Genomic DNA, 16335 nt, shown 5'->3' with positions numbered 1-16335 from the left:
CATGATTAACGTTATTGTTGCCACCCATGGTCCCCTGGCGGACGCGCTTCTCGCCAGCGGTCGTATGGTTTACGGAGAATTACCACATGTTTATCCCGTCACGCTGAGCGAACAGGCAGGTATCGAAGGGTTTAAACAGACGTTCTCTCAGGTTCTCGCAAGTGCCGGGAAAGACGCTGACGGCGTTCTGGTGCTGTGTGACATGCAAAGCGGTACGCCGTGGAATGTCGCCTGCCATCATGCGTTTTCTGCACAAACGGTTCCTCCCGTTGCCGTGGTAGCGGGAGTTAATTTCCCGATGCTGTTACAAAGCGAGGAGATCTGCCATTTAACGGACGTTCACGCCGCAGCCGTCGAGCTGTTGGCGTTGACGGTACCCACGCTGATTAAAGCCGCCCCGGTTTTATCCGTTCAGTCCGACGATTTTTAAAGGAAACCACTATGAGTATTTCTTTTGTACGTATCGATGACCGCGTAATCCATGGGCAGCTCGTGACACGTTGGGCCAAAGAGCTGCCCTGTGACGGAATTGTCGCGATAGACGACGCCGTCGCGGCCGACCCTCTGCTCTCTTCGGTGATGAAAGGCGCCGTGCAGGACACCAAAGTCTGGTTGTTTGATACGGCCACCGCGATTGAAAAACTGCCGAAAGTCATTGCCAGCGAGAAGCGTTATTTCGTCATTGGCAAATCCCCCATGACGCTCAAACGCATTGAAGAAGCCGGTATCAGCCTGAAAAATGCCAACGGCAAGATTAATGTGGGTCCAATGAGTGCCCGTGCTGATACCACCACCATCGGCCCGAATCAGTCGGTCAACGGGGATGAAATTGCCGCCTTTGACTGGCTGACGCAGCATGGGCACCTGGTTGAGTTTCGCCTGGTTCCTGATGCCAGTTGCTACAGCTGGCAGGACGCACGTCAGAAGCTGAAATAAGGAGCGCACGATGATTATCGAAGCTACGTTGATTGGCATACTTTGCTATCTCGGCGCCCTCAGCAGCCCCTGGCTGCTGGGACTGACCGGCGGCTGGTACCTGATCACCCGCCCGCTGATTTCCGGAATGCTGGTCGGGATTATCCTCGGCGACATTAAAACCGGGATCATGATTGGCGTTGCGGTTCAGGCGGTGTATATCGCGATGGTTACACCCGGCGGTTCGATGCCCGCCGACCTCAACTTTGTGGCTTATCCGGCAATTGCTTTAGGGATCCTTTCCGGAAAAGGCCCCGAGGTCGCGGTTGCGCTGGCAGCCACCATCGGTATCGCCGGAACCATTTTGTTTAACGCGATGATGGTACTGAACTCCTTCTGGAATCACCGGGCAGATGTGGCGCTGGAACGGGGCGACGAACGCGGCATTTACCTGAACAGCGCCATCTGGCCACAGGTGACAAACTTTGTCCTGCGCTTTGTACCGACCTTTATTGCAGTCTACTTCGGGGCACAATACATCAGCGGTTTTATGGACAGTTTACCGAAAATTGTTCTGTCGACGATGAACGTACTGGGCGGCATTTTACCCGCCGTCGGGATCGCGATTTTGCTCAAGCAGATCATCAAAAACTACACCATGCTGATCTACTTCCTCGTCGGTTTTGTCTGCATCGTCTTTATAAAACTCAACATGGTCGCGCTGGTGATCGTCGGTTCGCTGCTGGCGTTGATCCATTACAACTACAAACCGGAACCGCCGCAGGCCGCGAATGCAAAGTCGGTAGCCGATGATGATGAGGATGAATTCTGATGGAAGAACGTACACTTACACGTAAAGATCTTCGCCGCTGCTGGCGCGCATGGATGATGCACAACTTGTCATCGATGAGCTTTGAACGTCTGGAATCTTTTGGCTTTTGCCTGAGTATGCTCCCGGTGGCGAAAAAGCTCTATCCCGACGCAGCCCAGCGTACTGAGATGCTGCGCCGCCACGCCTCGTTCTATAATACGGAACCCCAGATAGGCGCGATCGTAAATGGCATGGTGCTGGGGCTGGAAGAGAAAAAAGCGAACGGTGAGCCGATCGATGGGGAGACCATCAATACCCTGAAGGTTGGTCTGATGGGGCCTATTGCCGGGATCGGCGATTCAATGATCCCTGGCATGTTGATCCCTATCCTGCTCAGCATCGGTATGGCCCTGGCGGCCGGCGGTAACATTCTGGGGCCGCTGTTTTATACTGTTGCCTGGCTGGCTATCATCATTCCCGGTTCGTGGTTCCTGTTCCTGAAAGGCTACAAGATGGGTTCCGGCTCGGTGGAAATGCTGGTGAGCAGCAAGTCTGCCCGTCTGCGAGAAGCGTTATCGCTGCTGGGCGTGTTTGTTATGGGAGGCGTGGCGGCAAGCTACGTTAAACTGGGTACCGGGCTGGAATTTATTACCAAAGATGGGGTGAATATCCACGTTCAACAAATGCTGGACGGTATCTTCCCGCAGTTACTGCCGCTGATTGTGGTGCTTGGCACCTGGTATCTGATGGCCAAACGTGGTGTGTCGCCAGTGAAAGCGATGATTTTACTGTTGATACTGGCCGCCATCGGCGTCGCCACGGGCCTGTTTGCAGGGTAGCCTCTCACATGTGCCTGTCATTTGCCGGATGGCGCATCCGCTTATCCGGCAAAATCAGTACCGGGGCTATACCCCGGTTATTTTATGGATGAAAGTTTTGCCACAACTCAGGGTGCTTGTCCGGGCGCGAGATAAATTGAAAACGCGCCGGGTCCTCGATGAATTGCTGGTAAACAGGTGCGGAAGTAATCGAAAGCTCGGTATATTGTCGGGGCGTTACGGCCTGCAGTCGTCCAGGAGTGTAACGCGGATTATGCTGCCAGATAACGTTGTTTCCCTGCAGTAACGGATACCACGCCAACCCTTTATGCGCACGAACGGCCTCGTACTCAAAACCATATTCACGATCGCACCACGCGCCAAAAGTTAACGGTACATTCGGGTCTGCGGATATGGTCGCATGTCCCCAACCGGGTGGTACCAGCACTTTCTCACCGGGTTCAGCGATCACAGCGAAACAGCGGCCCGGGTCGTCCTCAACATACTCCTGCATATAGATTATCGCTTTTCCCTGCCAGATTTCGTAAAGCTCCGGCGGGGACCAGCCGCTGTGCTGACTGATACGATGAATATGTCCCTGACTACGCACCGGCTCCTCCCCCAGCCGTCCCGCCGCATAGGTCACCACGCCAAACAACAGCATCCGCTTTTTCAACTCTTCACGATCCTGCATTCGCGCCACATCCATCGCAATGGCATACACCTCTTGCGGCCCTTCACAGTATGGATCGCGCAGCGAGGCGCGGATGTCATCGAGTTGACGAATTTCCGGCATCGGCCCGGTAACCTCATCCCCATAGCTAAAACCAAGCGGGCAATGATGAACCGTCATATCGAGGCCGTAAGAATGCGCTAAGTCAGCCATTCTGTACCTCCTTCGCCTGAACCCTCTTATTTTCTTCAAAGACTCTTATTCTGAAGCCCCTGGCAAGCGCCGCATAATCATGTCCCGCAATCCCCGGCCATACGGCGAGCGCCGACAGCACCTCCTCCCCGGTGTTGATTAACCGATGTGCGGTAAAGCCAGGGATAATATGGACGGATCCGGCGAATACCTTTTCCAGCCTCGTGTCGCCCTGTTCGGTTTGCAACAGCAGCAAACCGGTGCCACGCAAGCCAAAATAGACTTCCCCCTGTTCGCGGCGCGCATGGAAATGCCCGCGGGTCATAAAATATTCGCAGCCGACCCGGCCAGGATAAAGATGAGTAACGCCGGTGTAGAGTTCACCATCTGCGGGAGATGTATCCAGCATCTCAACGTCATACACGACCTGCTCGCCAGCCAGTTGCTGACGGGCGCTTTCATCGGCAAAAACGTGAGTAAGATCCTGAATACGGGTGGATTTGCGCAATAACGGGCCATCGGCCAAAGCGCCGCTTGCCCACGCCACCTGCGGTGGCTGGATAAAAGAAAGGTTCATATGTGTCTCCGGCCCGAGGAGAACAACAGGGTAAGATTAGCAGATTAATCGATTAACCTGCTAATTCTGTTTGCATATTGCGGGCCGGATCACAGCCTCATGGCGCCAGCGCCAGCACCTCTGCCACCCACTGCTGGAACCCCTCAACGTCAAGGCCCAGCGCGACCTGGGCATTTGCCGAATGACCCAAACGCCCTTCAATATCCACCACCGTCGTACCCGAGGTATATTCGCCCTGGGTTTCAACCGCCACGAAGCACGGCTGCAGGGTAAACAGTTCTGGGCGCACCAGCCAGGCAATAGCGCACAGGTCGTGCATTCGCAGCCCCGTATTCATGCTGCCGCTACGGTAATGGCTAAACAGCGCGTGCAGCATTTTTCCCGTCTGGTTAAGCTGAGGCAACGTCGCCAGATAGTCTGGGGCGAGCATGGCCTGATTAGTGACATCCAACCCACACATCACAATCTCCAGCCCGCTCTGGAAAACTTTCGCGGCAGCCTCGGGATCGATAGCAATATTAAACTCGGCGTTTGGCGTGAAGTTCCCGCGCCCGGCTGACCCCCCCATAATCACCAGACGCTGAATGTTGAATACGCATTCAGGATAATGGGTCAGCAGCAGCGCAATGTTGGTCAGCGGGCCAATCGCCACCAGCGTCACGGGCTGCGGGGCATGCATCAGTGCATCGCGAATCGCCTGGAAGGCGGGTTTTGCCATCACCTGGCGATCGTGCTCGACAAACTCATACCCTTCCATACCGGACTCGCCGTGTACGGAAGCGGCATCACGCAGCGGTCGCACCAGCGGCATCGATGCTCCCTGCGCCAGCGGAACATCCGCATTCCAGAAGTGCAGCAGTTGCAACGCATTACGGGTGGTTTTTTCCACCGACACATTGCCTGCTACCGTGGTCATTAGTTGCAGATCCAGCTCAGGGGCAAACAGCGCGGCGGCAATAGCGGCGGCATCATCAATGCCGGGATCGGTATCAAGAATGATCGGTAAGCGCATGGTTTCTCCATAAAAAAATGCCAGACGTTAAGTCTGGCATCTTCTCATAATCGTAACCGGAAAGACTTACTCTACTTCACGAACATCCACACGCAGCTCTTTCGGTACTTCGAAAACAATGTTTTCTTCACGGCCTTCCAGCGGAATAGCTTCTCCACCGCCAAGCTCTTGCAGGCGAGCAATCACGTTTTGCACCAGGATATCCGGCGCCGAGGCTCCGGCCGTCACGCCTACGCACGTAGCTTCTTTCACCCACGCTTCCTGGATGTCGGTCGCATCGTCAATCAAATACGCTGCTTTCCCCATTCGCTGGGCCAGTTCAGCCAGACGGTTGGAGTTAGAGGAGTTTTTCGAGCCGACCACCAGCACAACATCAGCCTGTTCCGCCAGCGCGCGAACCGCTTCCTGACGGTTGGTGGTGGCATAACAGATATCGTCTTTGCGCGGCCCGACAATTTTCGGGAAGCGTTGGCGCAGCGCGTCAATGACGTCAGAGGTGTCGTCGACGGAGAGCGTGGTCTGCGTCATGAAGGATAATTTGCCTTCATTTTTGACGTCCAGTTTCAGCACATCTTCCGGTGATTCAACCAGATACATTCCCCCTTGCGGGTTGCTGTACTGGCCCATTGTGCCTTCGACTTCCGGGTGACCAGCGTGGCCGATAAGAATCGACTCTTCACCGCGACGGCTGGCGCGGGCAACTTCCATATGCACTTTCGTTACCAGCGGGCAGGTCGCATCAAAAACCGTGAGGTCACGGCCTTTGGCCTCGTTACGTACCGCCTGAGATACGCCATGAGCGGAGAAAATCAGGATCGCGCCATCCGGCACTTCGCTGATTTGCTCGATAAAAATAGCACCGCGCTCGCGCAGGCTATCCACCACATAGCGGTTATGCACCACTTCATGACGGACATAAATCGGCGCGCCGTAAATAGCCAGCGCGTTTTCCACAATGCTGATAGCGCGGTCTACACCAGCGCAAAAACCGCGCGGGTTGGCCAACAGGATCTGCATTTTACGCCTCCAGTGCCGGTTCGACTTCCAGCACTTCAATATCAAAATGAACGGTATGCCCGGCCAGCGGATGGTTGAAATCAACCGTGATCGAGTCACCGTTAATTTCGCGGATCACGCCAGGCATCTCACTGCCGTCCATTGCGGTAAAGAGCATGATAGCGCCAATTTCTGGCTCACCCGCGTCCATAAATTCCCGACGCGAGAAATACTGAATTAAGTCCGGGCTTGACACGCCAAAGGCGGCATCCGGTTCCAGAGCAAAAGTGGTTTTATCACCTTCTTTTAACCCCAGCAGGTGTTGTTCCAGTCCTTCAGACAGAGAACCGTCGCCCAGGCGAAACAGCGCAGGCTTGCCGTTATTGCGGGTTGACTCTGCGGTGGAGCCATCGTCGAGCTTAAGGGTGAAGTGCACCAGCACCGCACTGTTACTCTGTACTGATTTAGACATGCAGGTTGCTCTTTAAAATTGCTGCCGCCTGTTTGCCCGGTGGCGCTACGCTTACCGGGCCTACAAGGATCGCAGTATATTGTAAGCCGGATTAGCATAGCGCCATCCGGCATTTTTTTATGCGGCTTTTTTCTCTTTCGACGGCAGGAAGCCTTCGAGAACAATCAATGCCGCCCCGATACAGATAGCTGTATCGGCCAGATTGAATGTCGCGAAATGCCAGTCGCCGACGTAAAAGTCAATCATATCAACCACGAAGCCGTGCCACAGGCGGTCGAACAGGTTGCCCAGCGCACCGCCAATGATTAATGCATACGCGATGTTGTTTAGCTTCTGCGTTGCCTTCGAGCGATACATCATCACCATCAGGATAACGCAGATACCAATAGCGATACCGGCAAAGAACCAACGTTGCCAGCCGCCGCTGTCAGCTAAGAAGCTAAACGCCGCACCATAGTTACGCGCGTAGTGCAGATTAAGCGACGGAAACAGCGACACCGTATCCCCCAGAGCAAAGTTCTGGAGGATCAGGTATTTGCTGCCTAAATCGATAATCAGCACGACTACCACCAGCCACAGCCAGCGTAGTCCTGTTGAACAAAGAGGCTTACTCATCAGGCAAACTTACGTTGTTCGCCATCACCGGCGATGTTGCTGACACAGCGTCCGCAGATTTCTGCGTGTTCCGCCACCTGGCCGACGTCGGTAGTGTAATGCCAGCAGCGCGGGCATTTCTCACCTTCGGCTTTGCCGAGAACGATTTTCAGACCTTTGAGCAGTTCGCTCTGCTGAGCATCAGCAGGAGCCGCTGCATAATCCGCAACCGTCGCACCGGAGGTCAGCAGAACAAAACGCAACTCTTCGCCCAGCGCGGTCAGTTTCGCCGCCAGTTCTGGTTCAGCGTACAGGGTCACTGCCGCCTCCAGAGAACCACCGACTTTCTTATCCGCACGCGCCTGCTCGATGACCTTGTTCACTTCGCCGCGCACTTTCAGCAGCTCGTCCCAGTAGGCGTCATTCATCGCTTCGGTTTCGCCTAAACCAAACAGACCTTCGTACCATTCCCCGGTAAAGACGTACTTCTCACGATCGCCCGGCAGGTAGCCCCAGATTTCATCGGCGGTGAAGGACATGATCGGCGCCATCCAGCGAACCAGCGCTTCTGCAATATGGAACAGCGCAGTCTGGCAGCTACGACGCGCTACACTGTCCGCTTTCGCGGTGTACTGACGGTCTTTGATGATGTCGAGGTAGAACGAACCCATTTCTACAGAGCAGAAGCGCATCAGACGCTGTACCACTTCGTGGAAATCATAGGCTTCGTAAGCTTTCAGGATCTCTTCCTGCGCCGCTTGCGCACAACCTACCGCCCACCTGTCCAGTACCACCATCTCTTCCGGTTTCACCATATCTTTTACCGGATCGAACCCGTTCAGGTTCGCCAGCAGGAAGCGCGCGGTGTTACGGATACGACGATAGCTGTCGGCAGCACGTTTCAGGATTTCGTCAGAAACGGCCATTTCACCGGTATAGTCGGTTGAAGCGACCCACAGACGCAAAATATCCGCGCCCAGTTTGTTCATCACATCCTGCGGAGAAACGGTGTTACCGATAGACTTGGACATCTTACGGCCCTGACCATCAACGGTGAAACCGTGGGTCAGTACCTGGCGATAAGGTGCTTTGCCTTTCATGGCGGTGGAGATCATCAGAGAGGACATGAACCAGCCGCGGTGCTGGTCAGAGCCTTCCAGATACATATCGGCCGCATGGCCTGCAAACTCAGGGCGCACGTCCACGACGGATGAGTGGGTTGAACCAGAGTCGAACCACACGTCCAGCGTATCCGGGACTTTGACATACTGGTCAGCTTCGTCGCCGAGGATATCTTTCGGATCGAGATCCCACCACGCCTGAATGCCATCAACTTCAACGCGTTTGGCGACTTCTTCCATCAGTTCGACAGCGCGCGGATGCAGCTCTTCAGTGTCTTTGTGAACAAACAGAGACATCGGCACACCCCACGTACGCTGACGGGAGATACACCAGTCAGGACGGTTGGCAACCATCGATTCAATACGCGCCTGACCCCAGTCAGGGATCCACTGCACGCCTTTGATCTCTTTCAGCGACTGCGCACGCAGACCTTTCTGATCCATGCTGACGAACCACTGCGGCGTCGCGCGGAAGATGATCGGCGACTTGTGGCGCCAGCAGCACGGATAGCTATGCTGCATCTTCTCAACGTGCAGTAGCGCGCCTTTTTCACTCAGCAGCGCAACAATTTTGTCGTTAGCTTTAAAGACGTTCACACCGTCCAGTTCCGGATAGGTACCCGCCAGGTATGCGCCGTCCGGGCCAACCGGGTTAGCGATTTCCAGACCGTATTTCTGGCTGATGACGTAGTCATCCGGACCGTGACCGCCAGCGGTATGGACCGCACCGGTACCCGCATCCAGCGTAACGTGATCGCCAAGAATTGCCGGCACGTCAAAGCCCATAAACGGATGGGTAAAGCGCAGCAGTTCCAGTTCAGCGCCTTTCACCGTGCCAAGAACAGTGTATTCAGCCGCGCCAATACGCTGCATGACGCTTTCAACCAGATCCTTCGCCAGAATCACGGCCTGCCCGTCAATCTGCACCAGCGCATAGTCAAAATCAGGCGCCAGAGAAATTGCGCGGTTCGCGGGTAACGTCCACGGGGTGGTGGTCCAGATAACCAGTGAGATCGGGCCGTTGACGTCAGAAACACCAAATTTCGCTTTCACCGCGTCCTGATCGGCAGCGTGGAACGCCACGTCGATGGACGGGGAGGTTTTGTCATAATACTCAACTTCCGCTTCCGCCAGCGCGGAACGGCAGTCAACGCACCAGTGCACCGGCTTCGCACCTTTGTGCAGGTGACCGTTGCCGATGATTTTACCCAGCGCGCGAATGATGTTGGCTTCAGTTTTGAAGTCCATGGTCAGGTACGGATGTGACCAGTCGCCCAGCACGCCAAGACGGATAAAGTCTTTACGCTGACCGTCAACCTGCGTAGCAGCGTATTCACGGCATTTGGCGCGGAACTCCGCGGCGGTGAACTTCTCGCCCGGTTTGCCGTATTCCTGCTCTACTTTCAGCTCGATTGGCAGACCGTGGCAGTCCCAGCCCGGAACGTAGGGCGAGTCATAGCCCGTGAGTCCTTTGGACTTCACGATAATGTCTTTCAGAATCTTGTTAACCGAGTGACCAATATGAATGCTGCCATTCGCATAAGGAGGGCCATCATGCAGAATGAAGGTTTTTTTGCCTTTTTTGGCCGCACGAATGATGCCGTACAGGTCATCATCAGTCCAACGCGCCAGCATTCCCGGTTCACGCTTGGCGAGATCGCCGCGCATCGGGAACCCTGTTTCCGGCAAATTCAGGGTTGATTTATAGTCACTCATCAGATTCTCGGTTCCGTATTTAAAACTCGTATAGGCATTAAGCCGGTTTTGTAAGCCCAAAAAATTCGCGGGCAGTCAACTCATCACGCGCAATCTGCGCTTTTAGTTCATCCAGCGAGGCAAATCGCTGTTCGCTGCGTATTTTTTTACGCAGCACTACATCTATATGGCGACCATACAGGTCCATTACAACGTCCAATAGATGCACTTCCAACTGTTGGCGTACCCCTGCTACCGTCGGGCGGGTGCCAATATTGGCGACGCCGGGCAACGGTTTGTCACCCAGTCCCATCACTTCAACCGCATAAACCCCTTTCACCGGAGAAACCTGGCGACGAAGCGGTAAATTTGCCGTCGGAAAACCGATGGTGCGCCCTAACTCATCACCGTGAACGACGCGTCCTGAGATAGTAAAAGGATGCCCAAGCAGGCTTTCGGCCAGTTGCAGGTTATCTTCTGCCAGCGCCTGACGTACCGCGGTGCTGCTAATGCGCACACCGCCTTCACAGAAGGTTTGGGTGCTGGTGATATCAAAACCATACTCAGCGCCCGCTTCCTGTAATAACAAGAAATCGCCCGCACGGCTAGCGCCAAAGCGGAAATCATCGCCAACGGCAAGAAATTGTACACCAAGGCGCTTAACCAGCAGATCGCTGATGAAGGTCTGCGCCGTTAATGCCGCGAAACGCCTGTCAAAACGCACGCACAGCACGTAATCAACGCCGCACTCTGCCAGATAACGCAGTTTTTCCCGCAGGCGGGTGAGGCGCGCAGGTGACTTGTCCGTCGCAAACAGCTCAAGCGGCTGCGGCTCGAAAATCATCACCATCACCGGTAAATTGCGTTTGCGTCCTTCTTCCCGTAAGCCCTGCAGCAACGCGCGGTGGCCACGGTGCACGCCGTCGAAATTACCAATAGTCAGCACACACCCATGCGGGGCCTGACTGAGATTATGTATGCCTCGTATCAGCTTCATGTCTGGCTCAAAACAGTGAAAATCGTGAAAGTATACCCTGTACCGCGGTCAACGTTAACCGGCGATTGTTTCTACGAAACAGAAAGAGGATTGTTTTCATTGTTATGAAACAAATTGCAGACCTTCTGCGGCACGCTAATACAATTTTTCTCGTGGAAAAGCTGTATTCACGCCACGCAAGCTGGTAGAATCCTGCGCCATCACTACGCAACGAGTGCTGCAATTTAAACGGCGCTTATTTGCACAAATCCATTGACAAAAGAAGGCTAAAAGGGCATATTCCTCGGCCTTTGAATTGTCCATATAGAACACATTTGGGAGTTGGACCTTGGCTAATATCAAATCAGCTAAGAAGCGCGCCGTTCAGTCTGAAAAGGCCCGCAAGCACAACGCTAGCCGTCGCTCTATGATGCGTACTTTCATCAAGAAAGTATACGCAGCTATCGAAGCTGGCGACAAAGCTACTGCACTGAAAGCATTTAACGAAATGCAACCAATCGTGGACCGTCAGGCTGCTAAAGGTCTGATCCACAAAAACAAAGCTGCACGTCATAAAGCAAACCTGACTGCACAGATCAACAAACTGGCTTAATCGCCTGCTTGTTGTCGCTTTGTGAAAAAACCCGCGCAAGCGGGTTTTTTTATGTCTGTCGTTTGCAGCCCGCTTCGACAGCCCCCTCATTTGCTGAACTTGTTCATCCCCACTCCTGCCCGTTTCTCCTGTCAGCCAACCGTCCCACCAGATACATGAAAGTTATTTTCTTTCACTGTTTAACTTTTTTAATTTCATTGTAGGGGAAATTGTGACCACCATAACAAATGACATAATAACTTAGCCAAAAACGAATAAACGCAATCCTGAAGTAAGATTTGATAATTGATCGCGATGCCTGGGTTAACTATTTTTCACAAAACCAATTAACCACTATTTCAATCCAAAGGTGAACGTTTCCTGGCAACAAAAAATAAAAAACACCCTACTGCTTAGAAAGTAAAAGCTGTTTTTCTGGGCGTATCGCACCAATATCGGAGTTATCATTATGAGTTCTGTTATTGAGGATACCCAGTCTTGCGGGTCAGCATCATTATCTTTACTGCAGCGTATTAGCTACGGCTCTTTGGATGTAGCGGGTAATCTGCTGTACTGTTTCGGTTCAACCTACATCTTATATTTCTACACCGATGTTGCGGGTATCAGCCTAGCCGTAGCCGGGGTTATCCTACTGTTGGCGCGTATTGTAGACGGCATAGACGCCCCCATCTGGGGGATCATCATCGATAAAACGCGTTCGCGTTACGGTAAATGCCGCCCCTGGTTTTTATGGTTACCGCTGCCTTTTGGTGTATTTAGCGCGCTGTCATTTTGGTCTCCTGATATCAGTATGACAGGAAAAGCCATCTATGCAGCAATATCCTACATGATCGCCAGTATTCTATTTACCGGACTTAATACACCTCTCAGCGCAATATTACCCTTGATGACCCTGCCCCCTAAGGAGCGTCTGGTATTAAATTCCTGGAGAATGACCGGCGGGCAAATTGGGGTGTTATTAATGAATGCCACTGCGTTGCCCCTGGTTGCATTTTTAGGTAATGGAAACGACCATGCAGGTTTTATTTATACGGCAATTTTGTTTGCCGTCATATCCTGTTCGTTAACGCTTTTCGCCTTTAAAAATATCCGCGAAATGGATGCGGATAAAATTCAGCAAGAACCCAGATTGCCGATGAAAAAAAGCTTCGCGGCGATGAAAGGTAACTGGCCATGGATCTTAATGGTGCTGGCAAATTTGATCTTCTGGATTGCCCTACAACAGCGCTCCACGACCATTGTCTACTATCTGACCTACAACCTCGACCGCAAAGATCTGGTTCCGCTGACTAACAGCCTGGCGACAATTCAGATCCTGTTTATTATCGCCATTCCATTCTTTAGCAAATACCTCGCTAAAACCTGGATATGGGTAGGTGGTCTGCTGGTTGCCACGCTTGGCGGCGTCATGATGTGGCTGGCTGCGGACAACATTCCTTTCCTCATCGCCGCCTGGGTACTTGGCAATATAGGCAGCGGTATCGCCTGTTCAATGCCGTTTGCCATGCTGGGCTTCGCCGTCGACTTCGGCGCATGGAAGACGGGTATCAAGGCTACCGGCATTCTTATCGCCTTCGGCAGTACTTTTTGCATCAAGATGGGCAGTGGTTTGGGTACTGCATTCGCCGCCTGGATCATGAACAGTTTTGGCTATGTTCCGAACCACGCCCAGAATGCTGCAGGTCTGGAGGGAATTACCTGGGCCTTTATCTGGGCGCCCGCCCTGCTCTTCGCACTCGCGGCGATCCCGCTGCTTTTCTTCCGTAAATACGAAGCGATGGAAGAGAAGATTCGCCACGATCTGGAAACTATAAACCAATAACTTACCTTCACCCTCGAAATACGGGAGGCACCACCATGCCATTTGTGCAACATGAGCCGCGTCGTCTGGTCTGGCAGCAAAACGATCGTTATTTGTGGATTGAACCCTGGGGCGAGAACAGTCTGCGCGTACGCAGCGGTCGTCATCTCGCGGTAATGAGAAATGAAGACTGGGCATTGAATGAGCCCGTCGCAGAAAGCCTCTGCCACATAGTTTATGAGCACCACCAGGCTACGCTGACCAACGGTAAAATCACCGCTATCGTCAATCAAAAAGGGCAGGTCTCCTTTTACCGCCATCCGCATAAGCCTCTGTTACAGGAGTTCTGGCGTCTGCGGGGTGAAATCGGCGAGGACGAGTCTTCACACGGGCAGTACGTCAGCGCGCTAAACCTGGAGGGGCGCGAGTTCCGCCCTATTCCGGGAGGAAAATATTCGATTAAAGCCCGCTTCGAAGCCGCCGAAGGGGAAAAAATCTATGGCATGGGCCAGTATCAGCAGGCCAATCTGGATCTCAAAGGATGCGTTCTGGAACTGGCACAGCGTAACTCCCAGGCCTCTGTACCGTTTATGCTCTCAAGCCTGGGCTACGGATTTTTATGGAACAACCCGGCAGTGGGTCGCGTAACGTTCGCTCACAACGTAACCGAATGGGAAGCTCAGGTCAGCGAACAACTGGACTACTGGATCACCGCTGGCGATACCCCCGCGGAAATCAGCCAGGCTTACGCGCTCGCTACCGGCACACCGCCGATGATGCCGGATTACGCCATGGGTTTCTGGCAGTGTAAACTCCGCTATCGAACCCAGGAAGAGCTGCTGGCGGTCGCCCGCGAATATAAACAACGCAACCTGCCCATCTCGGTTATCGTTATTGATTTCTTCCACTGGCCTAACCAGGGTGACTGGATGTTTGACCCGCGCGACTGGCCCAATCCCGACGCCATGATCGCCGAACTAAAATCACTGGGTATTGAGCTGATGGTCTCCGTCTGGCCGACGGTGGATAATCGCACCGAGAGCTATCGGGAGATGCGCGAAAACGGCTGGCTGGTGCAAACGGAACGCGGATTGCCGATCAATATGGATTTCCTCGGCAACACGACGTTTTTTGACGCCACCCATCCTGGTGCGCGCGATTACGTCTGGGGTAAAGCTAAGCGCAACTATTACGATAAAGGCGTAACGCTCTTCTGGCTAGATGAAGCCGAACCTGAATTCAGCGTTTACGATTACGACAACTATCGCTATCACGCCGGGCCGGTACTGGAAGTGGGTAATATCTACCCACGAATGTACGCCAAAACTTTTTTTGATGGTATGAAAGCCGATGGCGAAGACCAGGTTATCAACCTGCTGCGCTGCGCCTGGGCCGGCAGCCAGAAATATGGCGCGCTGGTCTGGTCCGGTGATATTCACTCTTCGTTTCGATCGCTACGCAATCAGTTTGCCGCCGGACTCAATATGGGGATCGCGGGAATACCGTGGTGGACAACGGATATCGGTGGTTTTCATGGCGGTAATATTCACGACCCCAAATTCCATGAGTTGCTGATTCGCTGGTTCCAGTGGGGCGTCTTTAGCCCGGTGATGCGCCTGCACGGCAACCGCGATCCGCAGATTTTACCAGAACATCCTTACCGTGATGGTATTGCCCAGTGTCCGACCGGTGCGGCAAACGAAGTGTGGAGCTATGGTGAAGAGGTGTGCGAAGTGTTGACCGGCTGTCTGACGTTGCGTGAAAAGTTAAAGCCGTACATCAAAGCGGTAATGGCGGAAACGCACGAACGCAATGCGCCGGTAATGCGCACCCTGTTTTTTGAATTCCCAGAACAGACAACAAGTTGGGAGATTACCGATCAATACTGTTTTGGCCCCGACCTGCTGATTGCGCCGGTCATGCATGAAGGTATGCGCGAGCGTGACGTTTGGCTACCAGAAGGGGAAACATGGACGGATCTTGCGACCGGCGAGAGTTATTCTGGAGGGCAAACGCTGCGCTATGCCGCACCACTGAACAGAATACCGGTATTTGTCCGCGAAGATGGTCAGTACCGGGGTTTGTTAAGGCTGTAGAATGATTCCGGCTGCGGGCAACCACCGCAGCCGGAAGGATTATGACGTTCTGGCTTACTGCAGCTTAAATAATGCCGAGTAGTCCGCATTGCAAATACGCTGCACCGCCGGATGCTGGATCATTCTTTCCGCAAATATGGCGTGATACTCCTCCATCACATTCTCTACGCGTCCAATTTCAACAATAGAATCATCGGCATAGAAATTGTGCGAATAGAGCGTAGGCGCAACAAATATAGCGTTGTGCGTTGCGCCAAACGCTTTCATCAGCGCGGCGTCGTCAAACTCGCCGAGGATTTCAACGTTCAGTCCTTGTGAGTTAATCCAGTTCAGCAGCTTACGCCCGAGCATCGAACGACGCCCGGGGATTAACAATCGACGCTCTTCCAGACAAGCCGGGAATGGTTTCTCAGGCAGCGGCTGGGTGCACCAAAAACTCACGCTGCATTCGCCAATCCGCACAGAGAATAACCCTTCCTGCTGCGTTGAATCGATCGGGCAGTCGGAGATGATCATATCCAGCTTATGTTGGCTGAGCTGATCAAGCAGCATCTCGTGCGTTGATTCAAAACAGCGCAAATGGATTTGTTCATCTTCAACAACTGCGGCATCCAGCACGCTGCTGACCAGCTGTTTGGACAACGCATCTGCCACACCGACATCGAACAGTAAATTCGACTCTTTGCGGTAGTTCACGATATCCAGCATTTCCTGGCTTAACGTGAACATCTTATCCGCATAACGAAAAACTAATTCGCCTAATTCGCTTGGCTCCAGCCCACGCCCCTTGCGCTTGAACAGCTTTCCCTGCAAACGTTCCTCAAGCGCTTTAATCTGTCCGGTAATGGTTTGCGGCGTCAGATAAAGCGCTTCTGCAGCGCCAACCACCGAACCTTCTTTATAGACATGCCAAAAGTAGTACAGGTGGTTGTAGTTTATATGAGACATACTCACTCCCTGAAAATTGTCACAA

At 53.3% G+C, this 16335-nt stretch carries 17 protein-coding genes; 7 read left to right on the top strand and 10 right to left on the bottom strand.

Translation table 11 applies throughout. From position 1 onward, the window contains the following. The first annotated feature begins 1 nt into the window (after position 1). Genes OGW16_RS07240 through OGW16_RS07225 form a run of 4 tightly spaced genes read left to right on the top strand, consistent with a single transcriptional unit; the run spans position 2 to position 2565 of the window. Positions 2–430, top strand: coding sequence for a PTS sugar transporter subunit IIA (locus tag OGW16_RS07240; RefSeq protein ID WP_075145223.1), 429 nt, complete (start codon positions 2–4; stop codon positions 428–430). 11 nt (positions 431–441) lie between these two features. Further along, positions 442–936 carry a PTS sugar transporter subunit IIB gene (locus OGW16_RS07235; protein WP_043018378.1) on the top strand — a complete coding sequence of 165 codons (495 nt, stop codon included), beginning with the start codon at positions 442–444 and terminating at the stop codon, positions 934–936. Between the two features lie 10 nt (positions 937–946). Beyond that, positions 947–1747, top strand: a complete 801-nt coding sequence (locus tag OGW16_RS07230; RefSeq protein ID WP_286518195.1) for a PTS mannose/fructose/sorbose/N-acetylgalactosamine transporter subunit IIC — start codon at positions 947–949, stop codon at positions 1745–1747. Beyond that, positions 1747–2565, top strand: a complete 819-nt coding sequence (locus OGW16_RS07225) for a PTS system mannose/fructose/sorbose family transporter subunit IID (protein ID WP_043018376.1) — start codon at positions 1747–1749, stop codon at positions 2563–2565. Before OGW16_RS07230 ends, OGW16_RS07225 begins: the two co-directional genes overlap by 1 nt. 82 nt (positions 2566–2647) lie before the next feature. Here OGW16_RS07225 and OGW16_RS07220 read toward each other — a convergent pair whose 3' ends face one another. The 9 genes from OGW16_RS07220 to OGW16_RS07180 all read right to left on the bottom strand — a co-directional run bounded on the left by OGW16_RS07220 (position 2648) and on the right by OGW16_RS07180 (position 11096). Next, a complete protein-coding gene (locus tag OGW16_RS07220) occupies positions 2648–3430 on the bottom strand; it encodes a glucose-6-phosphate isomerase family protein (protein ID WP_213731778.1) in 783 nt (260 codons plus the stop codon). After that, positions 3423–3986: a glucose-6-phosphate isomerase family protein gene (locus tag OGW16_RS07215; protein WP_220771653.1), complete on the bottom strand. Its 564-nt coding sequence runs from the start codon at positions 3984–3986 to the stop codon at positions 3423–3425. The genes OGW16_RS07220 and OGW16_RS07215 overlap by 8 nt, the downstream gene beginning before the upstream one ends. A gap of 97 nt (positions 3987–4083) precedes the next feature. Further along, positions 4084–4998, bottom strand: a complete 915-nt coding sequence (gene rihC / locus OGW16_RS07210; RefSeq protein ID WP_047406313.1) for a ribonucleoside hydrolase RihC — start codon at positions 4996–4998, stop codon at positions 4084–4086. Positions 4999–5064: 66 nt separating this feature from the next. Beyond that, positions 5065–6015, bottom strand: coding sequence for a 4-hydroxy-3-methylbut-2-enyl diphosphate reductase (ispH, locus tag OGW16_RS07205; protein WP_043018372.1), 951 nt, complete (start codon positions 6013–6015; stop codon positions 5065–5067). 1 nt (position 6016) lies between these two features. Further along, positions 6017–6466 carry an FKBP-type peptidyl-prolyl cis-trans isomerase gene (gene fkpB / locus OGW16_RS07200; protein WP_003018929.1) on the bottom strand — a complete coding sequence of 150 codons (450 nt, stop codon included), beginning with the start codon at positions 6464–6466 and terminating at the stop codon, positions 6017–6019. 117 nt (positions 6467–6583) lie between these two features. After that, complete coding sequence (gene lspA / locus OGW16_RS07195; RefSeq protein WP_003018932.1) at positions 6584–7081, bottom strand: signal peptidase II; 498 nt, start codon at positions 7079–7081, stop codon at positions 6584–6586. After that, on the bottom strand, positions 7081–9897 hold the full coding sequence (gene ileS / locus OGW16_RS07190) for an isoleucine--tRNA ligase (RefSeq protein WP_043018371.1): 2817 nt from the start codon (positions 9895–9897) through the stop codon (positions 7081–7083). Before ileS ends, lspA begins: the two co-directional genes overlap by 1 nt. Before the next feature lie 37 nt (positions 9898–9934). After that, positions 9935–10873, bottom strand: a complete 939-nt coding sequence (gene ribF, locus OGW16_RS07185; protein WP_003829725.1) for a bifunctional riboflavin kinase/FAD synthetase — start codon at positions 10871–10873, stop codon at positions 9935–9937. Positions 10874–10880: 7 nt separating this feature from the next. Beyond that, a complete protein-coding gene (locus OGW16_RS07180) occupies positions 10881–11096 on the bottom strand; it encodes a DUF2575 family protein (protein ID WP_080625742.1) in 216 nt (71 codons plus the stop codon). Positions 11097–11201: 105 nt separating this feature from the next. Here OGW16_RS07180 and rpsT point away from each other — a divergent pair, with 105 nt between their 5' ends. The 3 genes from rpsT to OGW16_RS07165 all read left to right on the top strand — a co-directional run bounded on the left by rpsT (position 11202) and on the right by OGW16_RS07165 (position 15362). Continuing rightward, positions 11202–11465, top strand: coding sequence for a 30S ribosomal protein S20 (gene rpsT / locus OGW16_RS07175; protein ID WP_003018940.1), 264 nt, complete (start codon positions 11202–11204; stop codon positions 11463–11465). Positions 11466–11913: 448 nt separating this feature from the next. Beyond that, positions 11914–13287, top strand: a complete 1374-nt coding sequence (locus OGW16_RS07170) for an MFS transporter (RefSeq protein ID WP_286518191.1) — start codon at positions 11914–11916, stop codon at positions 13285–13287. Positions 13288–13322: 35 nt separating this feature from the next. Next, on the top strand, positions 13323–15362 hold the full coding sequence (locus tag OGW16_RS07165) for a glycoside hydrolase family 31 protein (RefSeq protein WP_080625743.1): 2040 nt from the start codon (positions 13323–13325) through the stop codon (positions 15360–15362). Between the two features lie 54 nt (positions 15363–15416). Here OGW16_RS07165 and nhaR read toward each other — a convergent pair whose 3' ends face one another. Next, entirely contained in the window at positions 15417–16310 is an 894-nt protein-coding gene (nhaR, locus tag OGW16_RS07160; RefSeq protein WP_043018367.1) for a transcriptional activator NhaR, read from the bottom strand. Between the last annotated feature and the right edge of the window lie 25 nt (positions 16311–16335).

Source organism: Citrobacter sp. Ce104, from assembly GCF_030334595.1.
Classification (GTDB): domain Bacteria; phylum Pseudomonadota; class Gammaproteobacteria; order Enterobacterales; family Enterobacteriaceae; genus Citrobacter; species Citrobacter europaeus.
The sequence above is the reverse complement of the archived record's forward strand: the minus strand, read 5'-3'. Positions and strand labels throughout refer to the sequence as shown.

What these genes read in the sequence shown, in the direction of transcription:
- OGW16_RS07240 (WP_075145223.1), top strand. Translation starts at nt 2, where the DNA reads ATGATTAACGTTATTGTTGCCACCCATGGTCCCCTGGCGGACGCGCTT.
- OGW16_RS07235 (WP_043018378.1), top strand. Translation starts at nt 442, where the DNA reads ATGAGTATTTCTTTTGTACGTATCGATGACCGCGTAATCCATGGGCAG.
- OGW16_RS07230 (WP_286518195.1), top strand. Translation starts at nt 947, where the DNA reads ATGATTATCGAAGCTACGTTGATTGGCATACTTTGCTATCTCGGCGCC.
- OGW16_RS07225 (WP_043018376.1), top strand. Translation starts at nt 1,747, where the DNA reads ATGGAAGAACGTACACTTACACGTAAAGATCTTCGCCGCTGCTGGCGC.
- OGW16_RS07220 (WP_213731778.1), bottom strand. Translation starts at nt 3,430, where the DNA reads ATGGCTGACTTAGCGCATTCTTACGGCCTCGATATGACGGTTCATCAT.
- OGW16_RS07215 (WP_220771653.1), bottom strand. Translation starts at nt 3,986, where the DNA reads ATGAACCTTTCTTTTATCCAGCCACCGCAGGTGGCGTGGGCAAGCGGC.
- rihC (WP_047406313.1), bottom strand. Translation starts at nt 4,998, where the DNA reads ATGCGCTTACCGATCATTCTTGATACCGATCCCGGCATTGATGATGCC.
- ispH (WP_043018372.1), bottom strand. Translation starts at nt 6,015, where the DNA reads ATGCAGATCCTGTTGGCCAACCCGCGCGGTTTTTGCGCTGGTGTAGAC.
- fkpB (WP_003018929.1), bottom strand. Translation starts at nt 6,466, where the DNA reads ATGTCTAAATCAGTACAGAGTAACAGTGCGGTGCTGGTGCACTTCACC.
- lspA (WP_003018932.1), bottom strand. Translation starts at nt 7,081, where the DNA reads ATGAGTAAGCCTCTTTGTTCAACAGGACTACGCTGGCTGTGGCTGGTG.
- ileS (WP_043018371.1), bottom strand. Translation starts at nt 9,897, where the DNA reads ATGAGTGACTATAAATCAACCCTGAATTTGCCGGAAACAGGGTTCCCG.
- ribF (WP_003829725.1), bottom strand. Translation starts at nt 10,873, where the DNA reads ATGAAGCTGATACGAGGCATACATAATCTCAGTCAGGCCCCGCATGGG.
- OGW16_RS07170 (WP_286518191.1), top strand. Translation starts at nt 11,914, where the DNA reads ATGAGTTCTGTTATTGAGGATACCCAGTCTTGCGGGTCAGCATCATTA.
- OGW16_RS07165 (WP_080625743.1), top strand. Translation starts at nt 13,323, where the DNA reads ATGCCATTTGTGCAACATGAGCCGCGTCGTCTGGTCTGGCAGCAAAAC.
- nhaR (WP_043018367.1), bottom strand. Translation starts at nt 16,310, where the DNA reads ATGTCTCATATAAACTACAACCACCTGTACTACTTTTGGCATGTCTAT.